This window comes from Pseudoclavibacter sp. AY1F1 (assembly GCF_002931075.1).
Taxonomy (GTDB): domain Bacteria; phylum Actinomycetota; class Actinomycetes; order Actinomycetales; family Microbacteriaceae; genus Pseudoclavibacter.
Genome location: NZ_PSTQ01000017.1, coordinates 23,139 through 47,988 on the forward strand (window position 1 = coordinate 23,139; position 24,850 = coordinate 47,988).

The 24,850-nt window shown below is 66.8% G+C and carries 20 protein-coding genes and 1 rRNA gene; 9 read left to right on the forward strand and 12 right to left on the reverse strand.

Translation table 11 applies throughout. From position 1 onward, the window contains the following. Positions 1 to 114: 114 nt before the first annotated feature. Together C5B85_RS17725 and C5B85_RS17730 are read left to right on the forward strand one after the other, a co-directional pair. A complete protein-coding gene (locus C5B85_RS17725; protein ID WP_258070896.1) occupies positions 115 to 1,404 on the forward strand; it encodes an MFS transporter in 1,290 nt (429 codons plus the stop codon). 318 nt (positions 1,405 to 1,722) lie between these two features. Then, the gene (locus C5B85_RS17730; protein ID WP_104287335.1) at positions 1,723 to 2,391 is read left to right on the forward strand and encodes an SRPBCC domain-containing protein; all 669 of its coding nucleotides are present in this window, start codon (positions 1,723 to 1,725) and stop codon (positions 2,389 to 2,391) included. 60 nt (positions 2,392 to 2,451) lie between these two features. Here C5B85_RS17730 and C5B85_RS19310 read toward each other — a convergent pair whose 3' ends face one another. Next, positions 2,452 to 2,622 carry a hypothetical protein gene (locus C5B85_RS19310; protein ID WP_181064496.1) on the reverse strand — a complete coding sequence of 57 codons (171 nt, stop codon included), beginning with the start codon at positions 2,620 to 2,622 and terminating at the stop codon, positions 2,452 to 2,454. 162 nt (positions 2,623 to 2,784) lie between these two features. Further along, positions 2,785 to 3,207: a redox-sensitive transcriptional activator SoxR gene (gene soxR, locus C5B85_RS17735; protein ID WP_258070897.1), complete on the reverse strand. Its 423-nt coding sequence runs from the start codon at positions 3,205 to 3,207 to the stop codon at positions 2,785 to 2,787. A gap of 196 nt (positions 3,208 to 3,403) precedes the next feature. On the opposite strand from soxR, the gene C5B85_RS17740 reads away from it, so the two are divergent. From C5B85_RS17740 to C5B85_RS17770, 7 genes are all read left to right on the forward strand, one after another. Then, positions 3,404 to 3,943: a flavin reductase family protein gene (locus C5B85_RS17740; protein WP_104287336.1), complete on the forward strand. Its 540-nt coding sequence runs from the start codon at positions 3,404 to 3,406 to the stop codon at positions 3,941 to 3,943. Positions 3,944 to 4,065: 122 nt separating this feature from the next. Next, positions 4,066 to 4,689: a superoxide dismutase gene (locus tag C5B85_RS17745; RefSeq protein ID WP_104287337.1), complete on the forward strand. Its 624-nt coding sequence runs from the start codon at positions 4,066 to 4,068 to the stop codon at positions 4,687 to 4,689. Between the two features lie 229 nt (positions 4,690 to 4,918). Next, positions 4,919 to 5,308, forward strand: a complete 390-nt coding sequence (locus C5B85_RS17750) for an SHOCT domain-containing protein (protein ID WP_104287338.1) — start codon at positions 4,919 to 4,921, stop codon at positions 5,306 to 5,308. 95 nt (positions 5,309 to 5,403) lie between these two features. After that, on the forward strand, positions 5,404 to 6,207 hold the full coding sequence (locus C5B85_RS17755; RefSeq protein ID WP_104287339.1) for an EI24 domain-containing protein: 804 nt from the start codon (positions 5,404 to 5,406) through the stop codon (positions 6,205 to 6,207). Between the two features lie 266 nt (positions 6,208 to 6,473). Further along, positions 6,474 to 8,441, forward strand: a complete 1,968-nt coding sequence (locus C5B85_RS17760; RefSeq protein ID WP_104287340.1) for a beta-glucoside-specific PTS transporter subunit IIABC — start codon at positions 6,474 to 6,476, stop codon at positions 8,439 to 8,441. Between the two features lie 81 nt (positions 8,442 to 8,522). Then, positions 8,523 to 9,956: a 6-phospho-beta-glucosidase gene (locus C5B85_RS17765; RefSeq protein ID WP_104287341.1), complete on the forward strand. Its 1,434-nt coding sequence runs from the start codon at positions 8,523 to 8,525 to the stop codon at positions 9,954 to 9,956. A gap of 145 nt (positions 9,957 to 10,101) precedes the next feature. Further along, positions 10,102 to 10,998, forward strand: a complete 897-nt coding sequence (locus tag C5B85_RS17770) for a PRD domain-containing protein (RefSeq protein WP_104287342.1) — start codon at positions 10,102 to 10,104, stop codon at positions 10,996 to 10,998. A gap of 207 nt (positions 10,999 to 11,205) precedes the next feature. Here C5B85_RS17770 and C5B85_RS17775 read toward each other — a convergent pair whose 3' ends face one another. From C5B85_RS17775 to rrf, 10 genes are all read right to left on the reverse strand, one after another. Then, positions 11,206 to 12,444 (reverse strand): PLP-dependent aminotransferase family protein, encoded by a 1,239-nt coding sequence (locus C5B85_RS17775; RefSeq protein WP_104287343.1) that lies wholly within the window; start codon positions 12,442 to 12,444, stop codon positions 11,206 to 11,208. Positions 12,445 to 12,537: 93 nt separating this feature from the next. Next, positions 12,538 to 14,238, reverse strand: coding sequence for an ABC transporter ATP-binding protein (locus C5B85_RS17780; protein WP_104287344.1), 1,701 nt, complete (start codon positions 14,236 to 14,238; stop codon positions 12,538 to 12,540). 44 nt (positions 14,239 to 14,282) lie between these two features. Continuing rightward, positions 14,283 to 15,152: an ABC transporter permease gene (locus C5B85_RS17785; protein ID WP_104287345.1), complete on the reverse strand. Its 870-nt coding sequence runs from the start codon at positions 15,150 to 15,152 to the stop codon at positions 14,283 to 14,285. Continuing rightward, a complete protein-coding gene (locus C5B85_RS17790) occupies positions 15,149 to 16,291 on the reverse strand; it encodes an ABC transporter permease (RefSeq protein WP_104287346.1) in 1,143 nt (380 codons plus the stop codon). The genes C5B85_RS17785 and C5B85_RS17790 overlap by 4 nt, the downstream gene beginning before the upstream one ends. A 1-nt stretch (position 16,292) precedes the next feature. Next, on the reverse strand, positions 16,293 to 17,945 hold the full coding sequence (locus tag C5B85_RS17795; RefSeq protein ID WP_104287347.1) for an ABC transporter substrate-binding protein: 1,653 nt from the start codon (positions 17,943 to 17,945) through the stop codon (positions 16,293 to 16,295). A 157-nt stretch (positions 17,946 to 18,102) separates the two neighbouring features. Continuing rightward, a complete protein-coding gene (locus C5B85_RS17800) occupies positions 18,103 to 19,602 on the reverse strand; it encodes an FAD-binding oxidoreductase (protein ID WP_104287348.1) in 1,500 nt (499 codons plus the stop codon). A gap of 499 nt (positions 19,603 to 20,101) precedes the next feature. After that, positions 20,102 to 21,514 carry a glycoside hydrolase family 1 protein gene (locus C5B85_RS17805; RefSeq protein ID WP_104287349.1) on the reverse strand — a complete coding sequence of 471 codons (1,413 nt, stop codon included), beginning with the start codon at positions 21,512 to 21,514 and terminating at the stop codon, positions 20,102 to 20,104. Between the two features lie 88 nt (positions 21,515 to 21,602). Continuing rightward, complete coding sequence (locus C5B85_RS17810; protein ID WP_104287350.1) at positions 21,603 to 23,462, reverse strand: beta-glucoside-specific PTS transporter subunit IIABC; 1,860 nt, start codon at positions 23,460 to 23,462, stop codon at positions 21,603 to 21,605. A 205-nt stretch (positions 23,463 to 23,667) separates the two neighbouring features. Then, on the reverse strand, positions 23,668 to 24,585 hold the full coding sequence (locus tag C5B85_RS17815; protein ID WP_104287351.1) for a PRD domain-containing protein: 918 nt from the start codon (positions 24,583 to 24,585) through the stop codon (positions 23,668 to 23,670). Between the two features lie 175 nt (positions 24,586 to 24,760). After that, positions 24,761 to 24,850 (reverse strand): 5S ribosomal RNA (gene rrf, locus C5B85_RS17820); the annotation flags it as partial.

Genomic DNA, 24,850 nt, shown 5'->3' on the forward strand with positions numbered 1-24,850 from the left:
ATGGTCCGCAAACCCGGCGGGTCGCGCCCCGTTCGGGCGATGCAACGAACGATGCCCGCGCACCCATGCAGTCGCACAGTGCCGAGTCTGAGCCCCCGGAGTACCCTCGAACGAGTGACCCGCGACCGCAACAGCACCCCGAAGCCCCCGTCCACAGGCAATCCCTGGCTCGGTCACCTCGGCGGGTCTCGCGACTATCGGCGGATCCAGCTCGCGATGCTGTGCGCCGGGTTCGCGACGTTCGCGCAGCTCTACGCCCCGCAGGCGCTCCTGCCGGAGATCTCGACGACCTTCGCGATCGACCCGGCGACAGCAGCGCTCATGGTCTCGATGGGCACCCTCGGCGTCGCGGTCTCGGTGCTCCCCTGGTCGATCGCGGCCGACCGAATGGGGCGGGTTCGCGCCATCACGATCTCCATCTCAAGCGCCACCGTGCTTGGCCTGCTCATGATCCTCATGCCGAGCTTCGAGCTCGCCCTCGTGCTGCGCCTCCTCGAAGGGCTTGCCCTCGGCGGCGTACCCGCCTGCGCCATCGCCTACCTGAACGAGGAGCTGCACCCCACGGCCGCCGCGGGGGCAGCTGGCACATTCGTTGCGGGCAACACGCTCGGCGGTCTCGGCGGGCGCATCGTCCCGACCCCGGTCGCCGAGCTCCTCGACTGGCGACTCGGGCTCCTCACGGTGTCGCTCATCTCCGTCGCCATGGCGGTGCTCTTCATCTGGCTCATCCCGAAGCCCCGCGGGTTCGCGCCGCTCGCGAAGCACGCAGGCGGCACCCTCGGCGCGAGCATCGGGCGCGCCTGGAAGGCCATCACCGCGCACCTCTCCAGCACCAGGATGCTGGGCCTCTTCGCGCAGGGCTTCTTCCTCATGGGCGGGTTCGTCGCCGTCTACAACTTCCTCGGCTTCCACCTCACCCAGTCCCCTTACTTCCTGCCCGTCTGGCTCGTGTCGCTCGTCTTCGTGACGTACCTGGCAGGGTCCTTCTCGTCGCCCTTCATCGCGCGCCTCGCGGGCCGCCACGGCCGGAAGATCGTGCTGCTCGCATCCACCGCCGTCTCGCTCGGCGGCCTCGCCCTCACCCTCGCACCGCAGCTGTGGCTCGTCATCGCGGGCCTGGCGATCTTCACGGCCGCCTTCTTCGGAGCGCATTCCGTGGCCGTCGGCTGGGCCGGCGCCTACCCGACCCGGGGCCGAGCCCAGGCGACTGCCCTGTACAACCTCGGCTACTACGGCGGTTCGAGCATCTTCGGGTTCCTCGGCGGCGTCTTCTTCCAGCACTTCGACTGGCCGGGCGTCATCTGGATGGTCGGCGGCCTCACCATCATCGCCGGGCTGCTTGCCCTCTTCCTGCTCCCCTGGAAGGGCGAGACCGCGGCAACCCAGGCCATCCGCGTGCCGTAGCCGGCCGGGGCAAGAGAAGTCAGAAGAAGTGGGCGGAGGCGAGGCTGGGGCGGCCGGGCAGCGAGCAGCCAGGTAGCCGGGCCGCCGGGCAGCGAGCAGGGCGCGTCAAGCCCGCTCATACGCGTCAAGGCGCTGACGGCGTCGCACGACCGCAACCGCAACTTCACGTAATCGTCACAGGCAACCCCGCGCCGAGCCTGCGAAGGTAAGCGCCGGGGTGCGACTCTTGTTGGAGAGGCTCGCGCCTTCGTCTTGCACGTCTCAACGCCCGGCAGCTCGAGCCTCAACCCATCCCGCACCGACACAGAAGGAGGGCACATGACCACGACGCCCGCCTCCACCAGCACTCCGACGTTCGACGGCGCCACTCAGCTCGCCGCAGTGAGCCGATCGGTGCGGATGCAGGAACTCGACGGCCACGACGGGGTTGTCATCACCCTCACACAGACGTTCGCCGCGAAGCGAAGCGCACTGTGGTCAGCGGCGACCGAGATCGCTCGCCTCGCCCAGTGGTTCGCTCCCGTCGACGGAAGCCTCCGCCAGGGCGGCACCTACCAGGTGCAGGACAACGCACACGGGCACATCACCGGTTGCCACGCGCCCGACTCCTTCACGGCGACGTGGGAGTACGACGGTGAGCACTCGCACATCGAGGTGCTCTTCGCGAAGGTCGACGAGACGCACGCCACGCTCACCCTCGAGCACCACTCCCCCACCGACGAGGAGACCTGGCCGAAGTTCGGCGTCGGCGCGACAGGAATCGGCTGGGACCTCAGCTTCGCGAGCCTCGCCCACCACCTCAAGACCGGCGCGAGCGTGCCCCTCGAAACAACACCCTGGGTGCAGAGCGATGACGCCCGCACGTTCCTCGTGCTCAGCGCAGAGGCGTGGGCGGATGCATCCATCGCGGCAGGCTCGGACGAGGCAGACGCCCGCGCCGCGCAGAAGCGCACCACGGACGCCTACCTCGACGGCCTCAACGCCTGAGCCACGCCTGAGCCACGCCTCGGCGCGGTCCCCGACGAACTCCGTCGACTTCGAAGCGCGTTACGCCTTGAAGAGTTTCAGCTCGTCGGCCGTGAAGTAGTTCTGCGTGACGGCGCTAATCAGCACAAGGTACTTCCCGCGCTTTTCGTCGAACGACGTCACCGTGCCGACGTTGCCCGTCATCGTCGCCCCCGTGATCTGCACCGTGTCTCCGACCTTGAATTCAGCCATGATTTCTCCCCCGTGTTACTTCAGAATTACTTCTGTTTTCGCGACTCTCTGCCGCCTTTCCGACGGTAGTTGCTGCTCAAGTCGCGCAGCCAGTGCCGTGGGTCACCTTGTGCCGTGACATTTGTCACGGACGTTGGAGGCATCGGGTTGCGGCGCTGTTCCTCAGTCGAGTCGGCGCGGGCCTGAGCCACCGCCGGCGAGCGCATCGTCTGGGTTGAGGAGCCCGCAGGCCTTCATGGAGAGGCAGCCGCAGCCAATGCATCCCATGAGCTCCCGCTCGAGGCGCTCGATCCCCCGGCGCCGTTCCTCGAGGGTTCGTTTCCAGCGGCGCGACGCACGCTGCCAGTCGTCCTGGCTCGGCGTCGCGTCGCGGGGCAGGTCAGCAAACGCGTCTTGGACATCGGAGAGGGGGATGCCGAGGCGTTTCGCGACCGAGATGAGCGAGACACGGCGGATCATGTGCCGCGCGTACCGGCGCTGGTTGCCCGTCGTCCGCACGGCCGCGATGAGCTCGAGCTCCTCGTAGAAGCGCAGAGCGGATGCGGCGACTCCGGTTCGGCGCACCATCTCGCTGACCGTGAGCAGCTCGTCGGAGGCGCGACCCGAGTCCCCAGTCGCGCTGCGGGCGCGCTCGCGCGCCTCTGTGTCCTTGCGTGTCTCGCTCACAGTGAAATCCCACCGCTCGAATTGACTTCAACCATACTTGAGGTTCTAGCCTCGTAGAAAGAACACAGAAGCAATCCAGATCACCGTCCTCAAGAACAGGCAGAGAGCTCCCTCGATGACAGAACCCGCCTCCGAGGCCCCGACCCAAGCAGCGCTGAGCCAAGCGGCGTTGGCCGAAGAATTCAAGACCGCCTTCCGGGAACACCCCGCAGCCGTCGCGATCATCGCCGCCCAGACAGCGATCGGCCCAGTCGGCCTCACCGCCTCGAGCGTCAGCTCCGTCGCCGTCGACCCCGCCACACTCTCGTTCTCGGTGACTCGAGCTACGGGCAGCGCCGGCGGACTCCTCGAGGCAGGCGACGTCACCGTGAATCTCCTCAGCCTCGAGCAGGAGCAACTCGCCCTCGACTTCGCCCGCAGCGGTGCCCCACGCTTCACCCCCGAGCAGGGCTGGGACCATTTCGCCACCGGCGAGCCCTACCTCCCTCAGGCGCGGGAGACACTGCGCTGCCGCATCGCCAGTACCGTCAAGGTCGGAGGCTCGACGATCGTGCTCGCCGAAGTCCTCGAAGTCCTCCACGGCAGCAGCGTCCCGCCACTCATGTACCAGAACCGGCGATTCGGTCGCCTCGACGCCGCGTCATTCGACCAGTAGAGAGCGTGTCATTTGACCAGCAGAGACCGCGTCGCTTGACCAGCAGAGACCGCGATTAGCAGGCGTTCACCTCAGACCATCCTGAACCAATCCACGAAATACGAAAGAAAGAGGGCCAGACAATGACCGCTTATACCCTTCCCGACCTCGCCTACGACTACTCCGCACTCGCTCCGAGCATCAGCGGCGAGATCATGGAACTGCACCACTCGAAGCACCACGCCACTTACGTGAAGGGCGCCAACACGGCGCTCGAGCAGCTCGCGGAGGCTCGCGAGAGCGGCAACCTCGCGAACGTCAACAAGCTCGAGAAGGACCTGGCCTTCAACCTCGGCGGCCACGTCAACCACTCCATCTTCTGGACGAACCTCTCCCCGAACGGCGGCGGCCAGGCGACCGGTTCGCTCGCCACCGCGATCGACGAGCAGTTCGGCTCCTTCGACAAGTTCGTCGCGCAGTTCACTGCCGTCGCACTCGGCGTGCAGGGCTCCGGCTGGGCAGTGCTCGCCTACGACGTGCTCGGCGAGCAGCTCGCGATCTTCCAGCTCTTCGACCAGCAGGGCAACGTTCCATTCGGGCTCGTCCCGCTGCTCATGCTCGACGTCTGGGAGCACGCGTACTACCTCGACTACCGCAACGTGCGCGCCGACTACATCAAGGCGTTCTGGAACATCGCTGACTGGGACAACGTGCAGCAGCGTTACGACGCAGCGACGACGAAGACAAACGGCCTCATCACGCTCTAGCCTTTCCGCGCTCAGGAGCACGTTCGGGATGCGCAGCCTTTGGGCGCGCATCCCGAACGTCGTTCCTGGCCCTTCGCCACGTTCAGGCGATTTCGCCGTACACAGACACGCTTTCCTGGTAAAAGACCCGGGGCGTTTGCAGTTTCCTACACGCCCCCTACTGTGATCTCCGAGGCACTGCATCACCTCCGATGCGGGCCGGACGTTTCACCCATAAAAGAGGGATCCCATGGACTACTGGTCTAATTTCTGGAACATCATCTGGTACGGCTTCACGTTCTTCGTGTTCATCGCCTACATCATGGTGATCTTCTCGATCTTCAGCGACATCTTCCGCGACCATAAGCTCAAGGGTTGGCACAAGGCGCTCTGGATCGTCTTCATCTTGGTCTTCCAGGTTGTCGGCCCCATCGTGTACCTCATCGTGCGCGGTGCAGGCATGGGCCAGCGCCAGGCGCAGGCGATCAAGGCCGCGCAGGACGCACAGGAGAGCTACATCCGCGACGTTGCACAGGTCTCACCGGCCGACGAAATCGCGAAGGCGAAGGCCCTCCTCGACTCTGGCGCCATCACGCAGAGCGAGTACGAGACGCTCAAGGCGAAGCACATCAACGCCTAGGACCCTCGTCACACAACGCGCTCGAAGCCTGAGGCGCGGCGGGGCGGTGGATGCATGCATCCACTTCCCCGCCGCGCCTCAGTAGTCTCGGTGGCATGATCGGGCAGTTCTTCGCAGGCGTCAGCGCGCTCTTCCAGGGCTTCGGGTACTGGAGGAAGAAACCGCACCTGATGCTGCTCGGACTCATCCCGGCGCTCATCGTGTTCCTGCTGGTGGGCGCCGCGCTCGTGACGCTGCTGTTCTTTGTCGATGACATCGTCGAGTGGGCAACCCCGTGGACCTCCACCTGGGATGAGCTGTGGCGCAACACGCTCCGCATCGCCTTCATGACCCTCATCGTCGCGGGTGGCGTCTTCCTCTCGATCACGACGTTCACGGCCATCACCCTCACCGTCGGCGACCCGTTCTACGAGCGAATCTGGCTGAGCGTCGAGCGCGACCTCGGCGACGAGAACCCCGGAGAGGGGCTCGGCATCTTCGCTGCGGTCAAGGGCAGCCTGTGGCTTGTCGGCATGGGCATCCTCGCCGCCATCGTGGTGGCCATCATCGGCGTCATCCCGCTTGTTGGCTCAGTCACCGCGGCCGTCGTCGGCGTGGCACTCAACGGGACTGTGCTCTCCAGAGAGCTCACCGGCAGGGCACTGGATGCGCGTCGCCTGCTCGGCGAGCAGCGGGCAGCCGTCATCCGCGGCAACCGAGCCCAGCTGCTCGGATTCGGTGTCGCCACACAACTGTGCTTCATGGTCCCCGGCGGCGCGGTCTTCACGATGCCGGCAGCCGTCGCGGGTTCGACGGTGCTCGCGAGGCGACTGCTCGACGAACGCGGCCTCACGAGTGTCGGCAGCCGCGAGGGCGCGCCGGAGCTCGGCAGACCCGCACAGCGCCAAATTCCGCACTAGCCACCGCACTAGGCACCGCGCCAGGCACCGCGCTCAAGACCGCGCTTGCCGAATCCGCGATGTTGCGGTTAGAGTTCGAGGCGACTGCGGGCCTGTTACTCAGCGAGGCAAGAACCCACGTCACAGCTCCCGAGTGGAGCTGACGCAACGCACTGCGAGCATTGCTGCTCCGCAGGGCGTCGACCTCGCTATCTGTTCTTGCACCGTCATGTCGTCAGGCTCTCCGCTCGGGAACGTCCCCATCCCAAGCATCAATGGAGAATGCCATGGCTGAAGCAGTCCGCAACTATCCCAGGCTCGCAGGCGAGATCGTCGATCTTGTCGGCGGCGAGAAGAACATCCAGTCGGCGTCGCACTGCGCGACGAGGCTCCGACTCGTCCTGAACGACACCCCGGCCGGCGCCAAGGACAAGGTCGCCGCGCTCCCCGGCGTCATCACCGTCGTCGAGGCAGGCGGCCAGTTCCAGGTCGTCATCGGCTCGCACGTCGGCGAAGTGCACGAGGCGCTCATGTCGAACGCCAACATCTCCAACAACGTGCCGGAGACGACGGCCCACAAGCCGTCCATCCTGAACCGCGTCATCGCGACCATGTCGGCCGTGTTCGCGCCGTTCGTGTACATCCTCGCCGCTGCTGGCCTCCTGCAGGGTGCGCTCATCATCACGCGCATGATCTGGCCGGCGTTCGAGGACACGGGCACCGACCTCGTGCTCACGTTCATCTCGTGGACGCCTTTCGCGTTCCTCCCGATCTTCATCGCCATCACCGCGTCGAAGCACTTCAAGGTCAACACGTACATCGCCGTGCTCTGCGCCGCCGCCATCATGAACCCTGACTGGGCGGCGCTCGCTGGCCGCATCCAGGAGGGCGAGAACATCGACTTCCTCGGCATCGCACTCAACTCGACGACCTACGCGTCGTCGGTGCTGCCCCCGCTGATCCTCGTCTGGGTGCTCTCCTACCTCGAGCGCTTCCTCAACAAGTACCTCCGCGGCGTCGCACAGGCCCTCCTCGTGCCGCTCATCTCGGTCGTCGTCATGGTCCCGCTTGTCCTGCTCGTCATCGGCCCGCTCTCCGCTGCAGGCGCGTCCGGTGTCGCCAACGGCTACAACTGGCTCGTCGAGATCGCGCCCGCCGTCGCAGCCGCAATCATCGGCGGCTTCTGGCAGGTCGCCGTCATCTTCGGCGTGCACTGGGGCGTCACGCCGTTTGTGCCCGACAACTTCGACCGCTTCGGCCAGGACTCGTTCCAGGCGTTCCAGACCGCTGCCGTCATCGCGCAGGTCGGCGCCGCGTTCGGCGTCTTCCTCAAGACTCGCAACAGGGAGCTGCGCGGCGTCTCCGGCTCCGCAGCCGTCACGGGTATCTTCGGCATCACCGAGCCCACGATCTACGGCGTCACGCTGCGCCTGAAGCGCCCGTTCCTCCTCGCCTGCATCGCCGGCGCGGCAGGAGCGATCGTCATCTCCATCTTCGGCTCCCGCTACTACGCGTACGCGGGCCTGCCCGGAATGCTCACGATCGTCAACGCGATCAGCCCCGACGGCAGCAACCCGAACTCGTTCATCGGCATGATCGTCGGATGCGCGGTCGCGTTCCTCGGAGCCGCGGCGCTCGTGTACTTCGTCGGCTTCAAGGACATCGTCGCTGAGAACCTCCCCACCAACGACCTCGACCAGGCTCGCCCCGCCGACCCCGAACAGAACACCCGCTTCGAAGCGGCCCTCGCGTCGGCCTCGAACACGAGCATCGTCGCGAGCCCGCTCGAGGGCCAGGTGCTGACCCTCGCCGAGGTGCCAGACGAGGTCTTCTCGGCTGGCGTCATGGGATCCGGCGCGGCAATTGACCCCGCCGGACACCAGGTATTCGCGCCCTTCGACGGCAAGGTCGTCTCCGTCTTCCCGTCGAAGCACGCGATCGGCCTCATCTCCACCGACGGCGTCGAGGTGCTCATCCATGTCGGCATCGACACCGTCCAGTTGAACGGCCAGCACTTCACCGCTCACGTCTCCGAGGGAGCCGAGGTCAAGCAGGGCGACCTGCTCCTCGAGTTCGACGCCGTCGCGATCAAGGCAGAGGGCTACTCCCTCATCACCCCCGTCCTCATCACCAACTCCGGCAGCTACAGCGATGTCGTCGCGACCGGTGCGGGAGCAGTCGCGGTCGGCGACCAGCTCGCCGTCGCCGTCGCATCCGCATCCAGCACCACCTCCACCACCCCTGCCACCAACTGACCAGAACCCCCGTCAAGAACACCGTCGCGAACACCAACGCGAACACCGACGAGAACACCGACGAGAAAGGCACTCATCACAATGAGCAGACTCCCAAGCGACTTCCTCTGGGGCGGCGCCGTCGCAGCCCACCAGCTCGAGGGCGGGTGGGATGCGGACGGCAAGGGCCCAAGCGTCGTCGACGTCCTCACCGCGGGTGAGCACGGCGTGCCCCGCCGCATCACCGACTCCGTCGAGGCCAGCGAGTTCTACCCGAACCACGAGGCCATCGACCACTACCACCGGTACCGCGAGGACATCGCGCTGCTGGCCGACATGGGCCTCAAGTGCTTCCGCACGTCCATCCAGTGGACCCGCATCTTCCCGAAGGGCGACGAGCTCGAACCGAACGAGGCCGGCCTGAAGTTCTACGACGACCTCTTCGACGAGCTGCTCAAGCACGGCATCGAGCCCGTCGTCACGCTCTCGCACTTCGAGGTGCCCCTGCATCTCGCCCGCGAGTACGGCGGCTTCCGCAACCGTGCACTCGTCGGCTTCTTTGAGCAGTTCGCGAAGGTGTGCTTCGAGCGGTACGCGACGAAGGTCAAATACTGGATGACGTTCAACGAGATCAACAATCAGCTCGACACCCGCAACGAGCTGTTCCTGTGGACCAACTCGGGAGTGCTCCTCACGCCGGAGGACAACCCACGCGAGGTCGTGCTGCAGGTCGCGCACAACGAGCTCCTCGCGTCCGCTCTCGCGGTGAAGGCCGGCCACGACGTCGACCCGACCCTGCAGATCGGCGGCATGATCGCGCACGTGCCGATCTACCCGTACTCGTGCAACCCGGCCGACGTGCTGGAGGCGCAGATCTCAAGCCGAGACCGCTTCCTGTTCCCTGACGTGCACGTGCGCGGCCACTACCCGGCCTACGCGGTGCGGGAGCGCGAACGCGAGGGCTACGACATCGGCTGGCAGGATGGCGACGCCGAGATCCTCGCCGCCGGCACCGTCGACTACCTCGGCTTCAGTTACTACATGTCGACGGTCGCGAAGGCCGACGTGCAGAACGACGAGAAGATCTTCAACGGCGGCCTCGCGAACTCCGTCCCGAACCCGTACGTGACGGCGAGCGACTGGGGCTGGCAGATCGACCCGATCGGCCTCCGCTACGCCCTCAACGTGCTCACGGAGCGCTACGAGCTGCCCCTCTTCATCGTCGAGAACGGCTTCGGCGCGATCGACGTCGTGAACGAAGACGGCGCGATCGACGACGACGCGCGCATCGAGTACCTGAAGGCGCACATCGAGCAGGTGGAGCTCGCCGTCTCCGAAGACGGGGTCGACCTCATGGGCTACACCCCGTGGGGCATCATCGACGTCGTCTCGTTCACGACCGGAGAGATGAAGAAGCGCTACGGCATGATCTACGTCGACCGCGACAACGCCGGCAACGGCACCATGGAGCGCTCGAAGAAGAAGTCGTTCAACTGGTACGCGGGCGTCATCAGCGCCAACGGCACCGGAATCTAGTGTCGCTCCCGGGGACCCCGCAGGTCGGGGTCCCCGGGAAACCCACTCAGACTGCGTCCGAGCGGACGTAGTCTTCATCTGTGCGCGCGGCAGGAACCGTGAACTGCCGAGTGCCGAACCAGAGAACTTGAGGAGGGGAGACCCGATGACGAAGACGCAGACGGGGACCCTGCTGAGGGTGTTGAACAACAACGCCATCATGGTCGACGCCGCAGGCGACCGAGTCATCCTGCTCGGCCGCGGCATCGGCTTCGGCAAGCGCCTCGGCGACGCCGTCGACCTCGAGGCCGCCACCGAGTCGTTCTCTCCCTCCACAGCGCTCGAGCTTCGCCAGCTCGCCGACTTCGCCAGGGAGATTCCGCTCGAAGTGTTCCGCGTCGCGCGGAGGGCCGTCGACCACGCCGAAACCGTAGGCGACGTTCGGCCGAGCCAAGCGCTGCTTCTCTCAGTTGCCGACCACCTGCACTTCGCGGTCGTCCGCGCCCAGACTGGCTTACGCGTCGACTTCCCACTCAAGTGGGAAATAGCCCAGCTGTATCCGCGTGAGACCCAGCTTGGTCAGGCGACGGTCCGGTTCGCCAACGAGGAACTCGACGACGCGTCCGCCATCGACGCCGACGAGGCCACCGCATTCGCGATGCACTTCGTCAACGCGCAGTTCGCGAAGTCGGACACCTCGCAGACCGTGGCCATGACCAAGACCCTGCAGAGCGTTGTCGACGTCGTCACCGAGACCCTGGGGGCGGATGCGACTGCCGACCCCACGAACGTCGCCCGCTTCGTCACGCACCTGCGATACCTGTACGCGCGCATGACCACGCGCACGCAGCTCGACAGCGCTCCGCCGCAGCTCTTCACGGCCATCCGGGACTCGTACCCCGAGATCGTCGCGACGAGCGACCGAGTGCGCGACATCATCGAGGCGCAGGGCGGCAAGCTCAGCGAAGCCGAGGTCTGCTACCTCGAGATCCACCTCGCGCGCCTTTCGACGAGCGGCCGGGAGCCGCAGGCGGCTGCGCCCGCGGACGTGCCGCCCGCGTAGACGGACCGGACCCCGCGCGCACCGCCGAACCGCGGGCTGCTCGGGGCATGTTCCGCTGCTCCGCCCACCCCATCGCCCGTCATTTCGAGATGGGTTCCACGCTTCGGGATGGCTTGCAACCCATCCGCGTGCGTGAAAGCCATCCCCAGTCTCACGATGCGGGCATGCGCGCCGGCGTCGGCGAGCGGCGCGTGACTTGCGCTGCGGTTAGCGCTGTTTCGCGACAGCGCGGCCGAGGCGGGCGGCGCCCTCCTGCAGTCGCTCGATGGGGGTGTCGCCGTAGGAGAGGCGGAGTCGGCGGTCGGCGTCCGTGCCTGGACCAGACGGGAAGAACGAACCCCGCTGGTAGCTGATGCCCTCGGCCGTCGCGTCGTCCGCGAGCTTGTCGGCGTCGATCGAGTCGTCCGCGATCCGCGGCCACAGGAACAGGCCGCCCTCTGGTGCGTCGATCTCGAAGACCCCGGGGGACTCGGCTTCGAGGGCCGCCGCCAGCCCATCCGCCCGCTCCCGGTACAGGGCGCGCGCCGAGGCGAGCGTGTCGTCGAAGAACGTGGGCGTCGTCCCGAGCAGCTCGGCGACCGCGTGCTGCACGAGCTGCGAGGAGTGCGAGTCCTGGCGGGCGCGCAGCGACACGAAGTCGGGTAGGAGCCGCTCGGGCAGCACGATCCAGCCGAGGCGCAGGCCAGGGCCGAGCGTCTTCGTGAACGTGTTGATGTGGATCACGTGCGACGAGTTGTTGAAGACCTCGAAGTCGAGTTCCTCGCCGCGGAAGCCGAGCTCCCGGTACGGGTTGTCGGCGAGCAGAATGAAGTTGTACTGCTCTGCGAGGCGCACGAGCTCGCGGCGACCCTCGAAGGTCAGGCTGTGCTGCGACGGGTTGTGGAAGTCGGGCACCGTGTAGACAGCCGCCGGGCGCACGCCCGCGATGAGGTGCGCCTCCAGCTCGGCAACATCGAAGCCGTCACGGCCGACCGTGATCGGCAGGATCTTGGCATCCGAGAGCTCGAGCCCTCGAAGGAACAGCGGGAAGATCGGGTTGTCGACGGCGACAAGTCCACCGCGCTCGACGACAAGCTGCACGGCGAGCGAGATGCCGTGGAATCCGCCGTTCGTGATGAGGATGCGCGACACCGGCACGCCCTCGCGAGCGGCGATCCACTCGCGGAGCGCTGGGACCCCCTCGGTGCGCCCGTACTGCAGCGCAGGCACGCCGGGCACCGAGAGGACGCGCGCGGTGGCCTCGGCCAGCTCGGCCGAGGGCAGCACCGACGGGTCTGGGATGCCTCCGAGCAGCTCGATGGCGTCGGGGTGGCGGTCGCGCAGCGTCGCGTCGCCGAAGCCCTTTGGGGCTGTGAAGGCGCGGGCGAGTTCGGTCGAGGTCCACGTCGGGGGCGCTGATGCTGCCGACGTCTCGGTGAGGTTCTGGTGAGTGGCGGTCGTCGTCATCGTGTGTCGCTCTCTCTCGCGCGGGCGGTCAGACCCGGTCAGATCAGAAATTCTTGAAAGGGCTCACCCGCGACGCGGGCGTGCCGGTGCGCATCAGACGAGCGCCGGGACCTGCTCGGCCGGTGTTGCGGTCGCCAAGACCGCGTGGCCGTAGCTCGGTGTTGGGATCGCGTCGATGAGCGCCCGCGTGTACGGCTGCTCTGGATGCGCGAGCACCTCGGCGACGCGCCCCGACTCGACGACCTTGCCGCCCTGCAGCACCGACACCGTGTCCGCGACCTGGCGCACAAGCGCGAGGTCGTGCGAGACGAACAAGTAGGTGAGGCCAAGCTGGGCCTGCAGCTGGAACAGCACCTCGAAGATCTCCGCCTGCACGGTCACATCGAGCGCCGAGGTGGGCTCGTCGAGGACCAGGACGTCGGGTCGCAGCACGAGTGCGCGCGCGATCGCGACGCGCTGGCGCTGCCCGCCGGACAGCGCCGAGGGTTTCCTCGACAGGTACTCCGCGCCCAGCCCCACCGACGCGAGCGCGGCCCGCGCCTTCTCGGCACGCTCCCGCTTATCGCCGACCTTGTAGCGATCGAGCGGCTCGCGCACGAGGCGCTCCACACGCCACGTCGGGTCGAGGGACGTGAACGGGTTCTGGTAGACGAGCTGCAGATGGCGGCGGATCTCGCGCAGCTGCTTCGGCGTGCTGCCGTCGACCCGCTCGTCACCGACTCGCACCTCGCCGGAGTCCGCCTCTTCGAGTCCGAGGAGGATGCGAACGGCGGTCGTCTTGCCTGAGCCAGACTCCCCCACGAGCGCGTGAGTGGTGCCCGCCTTGACCGAGAACGAGACGCCGTCCAGGGCCGCGACGCGACGCTCGCCGACCGAGAAGCTCTTCGAGACACCCGTCACCGCAACCTGATCCGAGCTCCCGCCACGGCTGTCCCGTTGCAGCAGGGAACCGTACCGGTCGGGGTTCAGCGCCGGCGCATCCTGACGCAGTCTTACCGTGTACGGCGACGTCGACTCGGTGAACACCCGCTCGGTGGGGCCCGACTCCTGAACCTCGCCGCCCTTGAGCACCACGATCTGCTGCGTGCGCTCCGCCGCGATCGCGAGGTCGTGCGTGATGAGCACAAGCCCGATGCCGAGCTCGCTCTGCAGTTCGCTGAGGACCTCAAGGATGCGCTTCTGGATGGTCACGTCGAGGGCGCTTGTCGGCTCGTCGGCGATGAGCAGGTCGGGGCTCGGCAGCACGGCGAGGCCGATGAGCACACGCTGCAGCATGCCGCCGGACAGCTGGTGCGGGTACGACTCGTAGACGCGCCTGGGATCGGGCAGCCCGACCCGCTCGAAGGTCGCGAAGATGAGCTCGCGCTGCTCGTCGCGCGACAGCCCATCGACGAGGTCGGCGGCCTCGTGGGCCTGCGAGCCGATCGTGCGCACCGGGTTGAGGGCGTTCGCCGGGTCCTGTGGCACGAAGCCGATGCGCGTGCCCCGCAGCGGCCGGAACTGGCGCGGCGAGTAGGCGAGCACATCCCTGCCCTCGAAGCGGATGCTGCCGGCAGCCTTACCGCCGTCCGGAAGGAGGCGGAGGATCGCGCGGGCGATCGTCGATTTACCCGACCCCGACTCCCCGATGAGCGCGAGGCTCTCGCCGCGGTTGAGGGTGAAGCTCACGTCGGTGACGACCTGGCTCTTCCCGTACGCGACCGAGAGGTTCTCGACCTGCAGCAGGGGCTGCCGGTCTGGCTCGGGGGCGGACGCCGTCGCGGGTGCGGATGCGGATGCGGATGCGGTAGTCATAGCGTGCCTCTCATTCGTCTGTTCAGCCAAGGTCCGGCGTCCGATCAGGACGTCTGCCGGAGCCACCGGCTGATGCGGTTGACGGAGAGCACCGTCGCGATGGTGACAAGCGCGGGCCACAGGACAAGCCAGGGCGCGCGCGGGTAGTCCTTGCCATTGGAGATGAGGAGGCCCCAGTCGGACGCGGGCGGCGGGTCACCGTAGCCGAGGAACGCGAGGCCGGCGATGACGAGGATCGAGAGCCCGAACTGCAGCACGGCAAGCGCGAGCACGGAACGGGACGCGTTCGGGAGCACGTGACGGCCGAGCACGTGCCACTTCGAGCCGCCCTGCAGGTACGCGGCCTCCACGAACGTGGCCCGCCGCGTCTTCAGCACCTCGGAGCGCATGACACGGGCGAAGACGGCAACCGCGGACACGCCCGTCGCGATCGCGGCGTTGATGGTCTGGAAGCCGAGCGACGAGACGATCACCACGGCGAGGAGGAAGCTCGGGATCGCGAGCAGCACATCCACGAACCTCGCGAGCACCGTGTCAGTCCAGGAGCCGATGAAGCCGCCGATGAGGCCGATCGCGCCGCCCACCACGACGCCGATGACGACGGCGACGAGCGCCGACGAGATCGACGACTGGGTGCCGAAGACGACCCGAGCGAACTGGTCGCGGCCCAGGTGGTCGGTGCCGACCCAGTGCTGCAGGCTCGGGCCGAGGAACTTGTCGGCGGGCACGCCGTCGACGGGGCTGTAGGACGTGAAGACGCCAGGAAACAGCGACCAGGAGAGCACAAGCGCAATGACGAGGAACGACAGCACAACCGTCGGCGGGAGGACCCCGATGGCGCGCACCTTGAATGCGGCTTTCGGGCTGCGGCCGCCCGTGGCGCCAGGGGCGGCGTTCAGAACTGCGGAAGTCATACGATGCTCGCCTCTTCCTTGAGTGGTGAGTCGGGCTTGAGTGGTGAGTCGTGCTTGAGTGGTGACTCGGGCTTGAGTGGTGATTCGGGCTCGACTGGTGAGTCGGGCTGCGAGGACTGCGACGCGGCAGACGCCTTCGCGCGTTCGGGCGTGGATGCATCCCCGTCGCCGATCACGGGGCCACCCTTCTTGCGGTTGCCCTCGATGTCGACGCGCGGGTCGAGGATCGGGTAGGCCAGGTCGGCGAGCAGGTTCACGAGCACGAAGACGACCGCGGCGAGACCGACAACCGCCTGCAGGACTGGGAGGTCTTGGCTTGCGACGGCACGCTGCACGACGCTGCCGATGCCGCTCCGCCCGAACACGGCCTCCGTGATGAGCGACCCTCCAAGCAGCTCACCGACCGTGAGCGCAAGCACCGTCACCGCCGGGAGTGCCGACGGCTTCAACAGGTGTCGCGTGAAGAGCCGACGCTGCGTGAGGCCGCGCGAACGCGCCACCGACGCGTACTCCTGCGAGGAGGCGTGGTCGAGGTTCGTGATGAGCACCTCCGCGATCTGCGCGGAGACGGGAATGCCGAGGGCGACGGCGGCAAAGAACGTCGCCCAGGCGCTCTCAGGGTCGACGATGCGGAACAGGCCAAGCCCGAACGCGAACACGTTGATGAGGAGCAGGCCGATGACGAAGTTCGGCACCGACAGGAACAGCGACGGGAACGCGCGGAGCAGGCCCTGGCCATAGCGGACGGGGAGCACCTGCGTGCCGAACGCGATGAGCACGGCGAGCACAACCGCGACGAGGAGGGCGCTGCCCGCGAGCGCGAGCGTCGAAGGCAGCGCATCCCCGATGAGGTCGGCGACGGGGAGGTTCGACCGCAACGAGACGCCGAAGTCGCCGACCACGAACCGCGTGAGCGAGCCCCACAGCTGCACGAGCAGCGGCTGGTCGAGGCCGTAGTAGGCCACGATGCGGGCGATCTCCTCCTCCGTGAACCCGTTCTCCGGGTTCCGGAGCGTGCTCGTGACCGGGTCGCCGGGCAGCACGCTGATCACGAAGAACGTGAAGACGTAGGCGAGCAGCACCACGATGACTGCCTGCCCGGTTCGCCTCAGCGCGAAGCGCGTGTACCGCCCTCGCATGTCAGCTCAACCAGGCCGTGGCGTAGTTCGCGAACGCCACGCCGTCGTAGGTCACGCCCTGCAGCCCAGGCTGCTGCACGTAGATGCGCTGCACGATCTGCGTGACCGGGACGTAGTACCCCTGCTCGAGCACGTAGGCCTGGAGCTCGTCGGCCAGCTGCGAGCGGGCCTCGGGGTCGCTGGCCGTCGAGATGCCGGTCGCGAAGTCGTTGAGGGTCGTGTCGCTCTCGCCGACGCCGAACCAGTCTTCGCCGCCGTTCACGCTCGTGAGCACACCCGCGACGGTGCCGATGTCGATGAAGCTGCGCGTCGGTTCCTCGACGGCGATGCCCTCCTTGTTCGTGACGCGCTCGCCGTAGGTGATCACGTCGAAGGCCTCGAGGGTGACGTCGAAGCCGATCCGCGTCAGCTGCTGGGCGATGAGCTCATCCACGGGCTGCGAGGTCGCCAGGTAGGGCGTCGGGTGCAGCGTCACCTCGAGCCGCTTGCCGTCTTTGGTGCGAACGCCGTCGGCGCCGGCAACCCAGCCGGCCTCGTCGAGGAGTCGCTCGGACTCTGCAGGGTCATACGCGAAGGCGGCAGAGTGATCCGTGGCCTCGGGCACGTTGCTCTGGATGAACGACTCGGCGGCCTGCCAGTCGTCGGTGTAGACGGTGTCGAGGATCTCCTGGCGGTCGATGCCGTGCTGGAACGCCTGCCGGACCGCGGTCTCACCGAATGGCTCAACTCGTGTGTCGACGGCGAAGCCGTACGCGAAGCCGAGGTAGCGGGGAGTCGCGACCTGGAAGCCCTCCGAGCTCAGCGCCTCCAGCTCCTGCGGCGAGGCGTTGTAGCCGACGTCAGCCTGCGACGACTGCACGGACGCGGTCCGCAGCGACTGCTCGGCGACGATCTTGTACGTGATCGAGTCGAGGTAGGCGGGACCCGTGTGGTCGAGCGCCTCCGGACCCCAGGTGTAGTCGTCGCGCTTCGTGAGGACGACGTTGTCGCCCTCCTGCCACGACTCGACGGTGAAGGCACCGCTGCCGATGGCGTTGCTGAGGTCGGCCTGCCCCTCGGCCGGCAGTGCGATCGTCTCCGGCGAGAGCAGGATCGAACCGTGGTAGCCGAGCGTCGGGATGAAGCCGAGGGTCGGCTGAGTGAACGTCACCTTGACCGTCGCCGGGTCGACAGCGGTCGCGCTTTCGTAGTTCGCGGACGGGAAGAGACCGATGCGGTTGATGCCGCGCGCCGGGTCGCCCTTCGCCCAGATGTCGAGGTTCGCGACGACCGCATCCGCGTCGACGGGTGTGCCGTCCGAGAAGGTCACGCCGTCCCTGAGGTTGAGCGTGTACTCGGTCGCGTCCTCGTTCTGCTCCCAGCTCTCGGCGACCCAGGGGCTGACGGCCCCCTCCTCATCCACGTAGACGAGCTTGTCGGTGACCTGCCGCCAGACCTGGCCCTGGTAGCTGGAGATGGACCCGTTGTTGGGGATCCACGTGTCGCCGAGCGAGTCGATGAGGAACGTGATGTCCCCGCCCGCCTGGGGCTCGCCACCGGCTGCTGCGCCGGGGGTCGCGTCGGACGTCGCGCAGGCTGCAAGCAGCGACATGCTCGCGAGCACGCCGATGGCTGCGGCGAGTTTCCGTCGGAGTCGTGGGTGTCGTGTCGACATGGTGTGTGCTGCTTTCTCGGGGGTTCTGCGGTGTGGAGCGCGGGTGGGGTGGAATCGGGTCTGCTGGAATCGGGTGTGATCGGACCGGGTGTGGTGGGATCGGGTGTGGTCTGGCGCGTGGATGCTCGGTGCTGCCGGGCTGCGCGTGTCGCGCTGGCTAGATGGCCTTGCCCGGGTTGAAGAGCGCGGCGGGGTCGAGCGCCCGCTTGATGGCGTGCTGCGCCTCGCGGTTGCGGTCGGAGAGCTCAAGGGCGGCGAGGTCGAGCTTCGAGGATCCGATGCCGTGCTCACCGCTCACGGTGCCGCCGAGCTCGAGCGCGAACTGTGCGAGCGCGCTGGCCGCGTCGTGCAGCTGCGGGGGTACGAGGGCGGGGTCGGCTCCCTCGGGGATGCGGAGCGTGATGATGGGGTGCAGGTTGCCGTCGCCGGCGTGCGCGACGGCGCCGATCGTCACACCGAACCGCTCCTCGACAACCGGGAAGTGGGCGAAGATCTCGGGGATGCGCGACTTGGGCACGGCGATGTCTCCGCCCGCGAACCACTCGGCCGGGTCGAAGCCGCGGCCGGAGCGGCGCAGCTCCCACAGCGCTTCGCCGTCTTCGACGCTCTCCTCGGTGACGAGCCCGCCGACGGCTTCGAGCGCCGCCCGCAGGTCTGCCGACTGCTCGTCGATGCCGTAGCCGTCGAGCTCGATCAGGAGGAGGGCGCCGCCGCGGGCGGTCAGCGTGCTCCCCGTGTGGTTGTCGATGTTCTCGAGCGTGCGCGAGTCGAAGAACTCGACGACGCTGGGCCGCACCGTGCTGCGCGTGATGGCGGAGAGCGCATCCGCACCGGCCGCCGTGCTCTCGAAGAACGCCGAGACCGTGCGGCGGGCGACGGGGATGGGGCGCAGGCGCACGGTCGCCGCGACCACGATGCCCAGGATGCCCTCCGAGCCGACGAAGAGGGAGACCAGGTCGAGGCCCGTGACGCCCTTGATGGAGCGGTGCCCGACGTGCACGAGGCTGCCGTCGGCGAGCACCACGTCGAGCGCGAGGATCGACTCACGCGTGACGCCGTACTTCGCGCAGCGCAAGCCGCCGGCGTTGGTGGCGATGTTGCCGCCGATCGACGAGATGTCCCAGCTGGCGGGGTCAGGGGCGTAGAAGAGGCCGTACGGCTCGAGGTGCCGGTTGAGGTCGGCGTTGATGACGCCGGGCTCGACGACGGCGACCTCGTCGAGTGGGCTCACCTCGACGACCCGGTTGAGGCGCTCGGTCGAGACGACAAGCTGCTCCTGGTCGGCAGTTGCGCCGCCGGCGAGACCAGAGCCAGCGCCGCGTGGAACGACGGCCACACCGTGCCTGGCCGCGGCTCGCACAATGGCCTGTACCTCTTCCACGCTCGTGGGGAACGCGACCGCCGGGCCGAGGTCGATACCCGCGAGGCGCGCCAGCGTGCTCGCATCCACCGCGTACTCGCGAGTCTCCGCCGAAGGAACGCGCACGTCGAGCTGCGGCAGCTCAAGCGAGAGCTCGCCGAGAACACGCTGCAGCGGCGCAGCTCCTGGCTCAGTTGCTGGCGCAGCTCCTGGCTCAACTGCGAGCTCAGCTGCTGTGGCGGCACCTGACGCTGAGAGCTGGGCGGTCGGCGTTGGGGTGGCGAGCTTGGTGGGCATGCTGGCCTTTCGACGGGGCGGGGAACGATCCTTCGAAAGGTACGGAAACGCTGATGCCCTGAATAGGCGGCGGCGTCGCATCCCTTCGCGGTGCGTTGCCGGGCTTCAGACAGCGTCATGTTTCGTAACGAGGAGTGCCACAGAGTGGCGCCGATTGGCGCGGAGTAGCGCGGAGTCAGCGCGGAGTCGGCGCGGGTGTTGCCTGTCAGGCAACGCCCGGCAGTCGCAGCCTCGCTCGACACCATCCCCGGCGGTCGGATCGGCGAGTGTGCCGAGCCCGGCTGTCCAACATGAGTGCAATATCGGCCGAAAACCAGCCCTAGGTGCTTCGGGACCCGGTATTTGCACTGATGTTGGACAGCGCTTACGGCAACTCCCTGTCCGGGTGCCCGAACGCGTGCACCGACACAAGAGGCGGGCCGCGCGATGAGCGCGACCCGCCTCTGCAAGCGCCGATCCCCCGAGGAACGGACTACCGGAAGAGTCGGGATGCTGGCCGTTACGCCTGCAGGCTGCCACCGTTCGTGCGGATGACCTCGGCGTACCAGTCGAACGACTTCTTCTTGTAGCGCTCGAGCGTGCCGGAGCCGTCGTCGTTGCGGTCGACGTAGATGAAGCCGTACCGCTTGCTCAGCTGCGCCGTGCTTGCCGAGACGAGGTCGATGCAGCCCCACGTCGTGTAGCCGAGGAGCTCGACACCGTCAGCGATCGCCTCGCCAGCCTGCACGAGGTGGTCGTTGAGGTACGCGATGCGGTAGTCGTCCTCGACGGTCTTGACGCCGCCGACCTCGACGAGCTGGTCCTTCGCCCCGAGCCCGTTCTCGACGATGAACAGCGGCTTCTGCCACCGCTCCCAGAACTGGTTCATGACGATGCGCAGACCAACCGGGTCGATCGCCCAGCCCCATTCGCTCTTCTCGAGCGTCGGGTTCGGGACGCCGCCCATGATGTTGCCCTCGCCCGCACCGGCGGCGGGGTCCGCCGTCTCGGCGATGCTCATGTAGTAGCTGAACGAGATGAAGTCGACCGTGTTCTTCAGGATCTCGCGGTCTTCATCTGTGATGTTGAGGTTGATGCCCTTCTCCTTGAAGAGGCGCAGCGCGAAGCCCGGGTACTCCCCGCGCACGTGCACGTCGCCGAACATGAGGTTCGAGTGGTCCACGTCCATGACGACAAGCGCGTCGGCGGGGCTCGGCGTGAGCGGGTAGACGGGCATTGCGATGAGCATGCAGCCGACCTGCGCGTTCGGAGCGACCTCGTGGGCGATCTTCGTCGCGAGCGCCGACGCGACGAGCTCGTGGTGGATGGCCTGGTAGAGGTCCTGCTCGCTGAGCTGGTCCTTCGGCGTGAGGATGCCGCCGCTCAGGAGCGGGGCGTGGAGCACCGAGTTGATCTCGTTGAACGTGAGCCAGTACTTCACGCGCGAACCGTAGCGCGTGAACAGCACCCGTGCGTAGCGCTCGTAGAAGCCGATCAGCTCACGGCTCACCCAGCCGTCGTACTGTTGCGCGAGGTGCAGCGGCGTCTCGTAGTGGGAGATCGTGACGAGCGGCTCGATGCCGTGCTTCTCGAGCTCGTCGAGCACGCGGTCGTAGAAGGCGAGGCCTTCCTCGTTGGGCTCGAGCTCGTCGCCCTTCGGGAAGATGCGGCTCCACGCGATCGAGAAGCGGAACGTCTTGAAACCCATCTCCGCGAAGAGCGCGATGTCCTCCGCGTAGCGGTTGTAGAAGTCGATGCCGACGTGCTTGAGATTGTCGCCCGTCGGCCCCTCGGTGGGAGGCGACATGATGCCCTTCGGCATGACGTCCTGGATGGAGAGGCCTTTGCCTCCGTCGAGGTAGCCGCCCTCGAGCTGGTTTGCTGCGGTCGCGCCGCCCCAGAGGAATCCGTCTGGGAAGTTCGTTGTCGTCATACGCGTGTCTCCTTCTTTCTGCGATGCGGTCATGTGTGCGTTCGTGTGGACGTGGTGATCTGGCGAAGTGCGGTGCGGTGTGCTGCGCTTACTTGGCGAGCGCGACGGCTTCGACGGACTTCGCGAGGTACAGCGCTTCGCCGTGTGAAATGGGGCCGGTGACCTGGCTTGTGATCTCCGGGTACAGCTCGCCATTCGTGATGATGACCGGGGTCGTGACGTCGTAGCCGGCTGCCTTGATGGCGTCGATGTCGAACTCGATGAGCAGCTCGCCCGCCTTGACGCTCTGGCCCGACTCGACCTTCATCGTGAAGTGCTGTCCGTTGAGCTTCACCGTGTCGACGCCAATGTGGATGAGCACCTCTGCTCCGTCCGCGTGGCGCAGCCCGACGGCGTGCCCCGTCGGGAAGGCCGCGGCGACGACACCGTCGAAGGGCGCGTAGACGGCGCCGGAGCTGGGCAGGACGGCTGCGCCCTTGCCGAGCACTCCGCCGGCGAAGACGGGGTCAGACACTTCGGAGAGCGCGACGGCCGTGCCATCGAGCGGACTGCGGACCTCGAGGTCGTTGCTCGCGACAGGAGCCTGGGCATCCTCATCCACCGGGTCCTTGAAGCCGAGGATGACGGTGAGCAGGAACGACACCACGATCGCCCCGACCAGGCCGAGCCCGAGGAACACCATGTTGCCGTTGCCGAAGAGCGCCGGAAGCGCCAGGCCCGAGGGAACGACGAACGCGGTGGAGAACACGTTGCCCATCGCGATGATCGCACCGCCGACTGCACCACCGATGACACCGAAGATGAACGGACGCTTGAGGGGCAGGTTGATGCCGTAGATCGCGGGCTCAGTGATACCGGCGAGGAAACCGGAAAGCGTGGCGGGCGCCGCGAGCGACTTGAGCTTCTTGTCGCGAGTCCGCACCCACACGCCGGCGACAGCCGCGGACTGGGCGAGGACGGCTGCGAAGACCGGGCCGATGAGCAGGATCTGCCCAGTTGCCTGGAACTCGAGCGTGAACAGCGGCACGAAGCCCCAGTGGAGACCGAAGATGACGAACACCTGCCACAGACCACCCATGATCGCGCCGCCGAGCCACGGGACGTTCGCGAAGATCCAGCCGATGCCCTCGCCGAGCCACCCGCTCAGGAGCGCGGAGATCGGACCGACGACGACGAAGACGAGTGGGACCGCGATCAGGACGACGATCATCGGCGTCAGGAAGCGGCGAACCGACGAGTGCAGCTTCGCGTAGAGGAACTTCTCCGCGTAGCTCTGCAGCCACACGATGAGGATGATCGGGATGACGCTGGAGACGTAGCTGACCATCGTGAACGGGATGCCGAAGAACGTCAGCCCCTCAGCTCCGACCAACGGGGTGATTGTCGGATAGACGAGCGCCCCTGCGATCGCGAAGGAGGTCCATTCGGAGGCCTTGAAGTACCGCGCGGCCGTGATCGCAAGCGCCATTGGCAGGAAGTTGATGAACGCGTCGGAGAGCGCGTTGAGCACGAGGTACGTCGTCGTGTCTGTCGCGATCCAGCCGAAGGTCGCTGCGGCGGAGAGGAAGGCCTTCAGCAGGCCGGTGCCGGCGAGGGCCCACAGCAGGGGCGTGAAGAGGGCCGCGATCATCGAGATGAAGCGGTTGAAGAGGTTCTTCTTCGGCTCGTCTGGGTCAACCGTGGTGGTCTGAGTGCCCGAGACGAGGTTCGAGATCTTGCCCAGCTCGGCGTACACCTCCGGCACTTCGTTGCCGATGACGACCTGATACTGGCCGCCGGCCTCAGCGGTGGTGATGACGCCTGGGATGGCCTTGACCGCCGCCTTGTCGATCTTCGCGTCGTCCCTGATAGCGAAGCGCAGGCGCGTCATGCAGTGGACAACCGACTTGACGTTCTCTTCGCCGCCGACGCCCTTGAGCACATCGGCTGCGACTCTTGAGTGATCCATGGGACCGCTCTCCTTCTCCCGCCTATGGCGGCAACTCAGTCTGGAGCCCCTGGTCTGCTGAGCCGCCAAGCCACTCCAGAGGAGATTTTGGGCAACAAAAAAACCTGAACTCGACCACCGCCTTTTCGGCGATATGAGTTCAGGTTTTGCCCGCTTGACCGGTAACAATCCAAGGATTCCGCAGGACTTCATTGCCCTGCGGCTGTCACTCTAGCATCGGCTCAACGTCCGTGCCATAGGCAATGTGCTGAGCGAGTCGTTCGATGTGCACTGTCACATACAGGAGCTCCTCGTCGGTCAGCTCGACCCCCGTCGCTTCCCGCACGTAGCCCTTCACCTGCTCTGCGATCGCGAACGAGCGCGGGTAGGTGCGCTTGGTGAAGTCGAAGAACGATGAGTCGGTGGAGCGGAGCATGCTGCGCGAAACGAGCCGCTGCAGGAGGAATTGGATGTGCAGCACGAATCGCGCGTAGTCGTGGCTGTCCACGTCGAGGTCGACGCCGAGGCCGGCTTCGACGGTCACGACGACGTGCTGCACGCGGCGGAACAGCAGCGCTGACGTGCCGTCAGGTTCGTCGCGCGTCGAGTTCAGCACGTGCATGGTCAGGAACACCGCTTCTTCCGGCGGGAGGTCACGCCCGAGGGCGGCGGAGATCGCGGCGGACATGCGTTTCGAGGCCGCAAATTCCTGGGGGTGCAGTACCCGGAGTTCCGGCATGGAGGTCGCGGGGATGCGGATCCCCTGATCGAGCCTCTCGAGCACGTACTGGATGTGGTCGATGATCGCGAGGGGCAGGCGCTTGCCGAGGTCACGGCCGAGGGTGCGCTCAGCTTCGTCAACCGCGCCCATGACGGCCTCCACAACCGCGTACGGCACTGCGCTCAGCAGCTGGAGCGCCTGGTCACCCTCGCTGCCAGTTGCGAGCACAAACGTCTTTTCGACCCGTGACGGGTCGACGAGGTCGCCCGGCTTCAACTGGAAACCGATCCCTCGCCCCATCAGCACGCGCTCCTGGCCGGAACCGTCGATCTGGATCACAACGTTGTTGTTGATGACCTTCGAGATACCGGGGCCCGGGGAGCTGCTGGGGTTGCGGGAGTTCCTCCTGCGGGATTCACCCATAGTGGGCATTGTATTGCTCCTGGCTCTGAGGAGCCGCGGTGATTTCTCCCGAGGGTTCCGTGCCCCTGTGAGGTGTTTGGGTACAAAAAGCTGAGGTTTTGGGTACAAAAAAGCCGGGGTTGGTCACCGAGGAGCATCTCTGCTCACTCAACAACCAACCCCGGCTTATGAAGAAGTCCGGCGGTGACCTACTCTCCCACAGGGTCCCCCCTGCAGTACCATCGGCGCTGAGAGTCTTAGCTTCCGGGTTCGGAATGTAACCGGG

What these genes read in the sequence shown, in the direction of transcription:
- C5B85_RS17815 (WP_104287351.1), bottom strand. Translation starts at nt 24,585, where the DNA reads ATGGGTGAATCCCGCAGGAGGAACTCCCGCAACCCCAGCAGCTCCCCG.
- C5B85_RS17780 (WP_104287344.1), bottom strand. Translation starts at nt 14,238, where the DNA reads ATGACTACCGCATCCGCATCCGCATCCGCACCCGCGACGGCGTCCGCC.
- C5B85_RS17755 (WP_104287339.1), top strand. Translation starts at nt 5,404, where the DNA reads ATGATCGGGCAGTTCTTCGCAGGCGTCAGCGCGCTCTTCCAGGGCTTC.
- C5B85_RS17760 (WP_104287340.1), top strand. Translation starts at nt 6,474, where the DNA reads ATGGCTGAAGCAGTCCGCAACTATCCCAGGCTCGCAGGCGAGATCGTC.
- C5B85_RS17740 (WP_104287336.1), top strand. Translation starts at nt 3,404, where the DNA reads ATGACAGAACCCGCCTCCGAGGCCCCGACCCAAGCAGCGCTGAGCCAA.
- C5B85_RS17800 (WP_104287348.1), bottom strand. Translation starts at nt 19,602, where the DNA reads ATGCCCACCAAGCTCGCCACCCCAACGCCGACCGCCCAGCTCTCAGCG.
- C5B85_RS17745 (WP_104287337.1), top strand. Translation starts at nt 4,066, where the DNA reads ATGACCGCTTATACCCTTCCCGACCTCGCCTACGACTACTCCGCACTC.
- C5B85_RS17790 (WP_104287346.1), bottom strand. Translation starts at nt 16,291, where the DNA reads ATGCGAGGGCGGTACACGCGCTTCGCGCTGAGGCGAACCGGGCAGGCA.
- C5B85_RS17765 (WP_104287341.1), top strand. Translation starts at nt 8,523, where the DNA reads ATGAGCAGACTCCCAAGCGACTTCCTCTGGGGCGGCGCCGTCGCAGCC.
- C5B85_RS17750 (WP_104287338.1), top strand. Translation starts at nt 4,919, where the DNA reads ATGGACTACTGGTCTAATTTCTGGAACATCATCTGGTACGGCTTCACG.
- C5B85_RS19310 (WP_181064496.1), bottom strand. Translation starts at nt 2,622, where the DNA reads ATGGCTGAATTCAAGGTCGGAGACACGGTGCAGATCACGGGGGCGACG.
- C5B85_RS17805 (WP_104287349.1), bottom strand. Translation starts at nt 21,514, where the DNA reads ATGACGACAACGAACTTCCCAGACGGATTCCTCTGGGGCGGCGCGACC.
- C5B85_RS17795 (WP_104287347.1), bottom strand. Translation starts at nt 17,945, where the DNA reads ATGTCGACACGACACCCACGACTCCGACGGAAACTCGCCGCAGCCATC.
- C5B85_RS17730 (WP_104287335.1), top strand. Translation starts at nt 1,723, where the DNA reads ATGACCACGACGCCCGCCTCCACCAGCACTCCGACGTTCGACGGCGCC.
- C5B85_RS17770 (WP_104287342.1), top strand. Translation starts at nt 10,102, where the DNA reads ATGACGAAGACGCAGACGGGGACCCTGCTGAGGGTGTTGAACAACAAC.
- C5B85_RS17785 (WP_104287345.1), bottom strand. Translation starts at nt 15,152, where the DNA reads ATGACTTCCGCAGTTCTGAACGCCGCCCCTGGCGCCACGGGCGGCCGC.
- C5B85_RS17775 (WP_104287343.1), bottom strand. Translation starts at nt 12,444, where the DNA reads ATGACGACGACCGCCACTCACCAGAACCTCACCGAGACGTCGGCAGCA.
- C5B85_RS17810 (WP_104287350.1), bottom strand. Translation starts at nt 23,462, where the DNA reads ATGGATCACTCAAGAGTCGCAGCCGATGTGCTCAAGGGCGTCGGCGGC.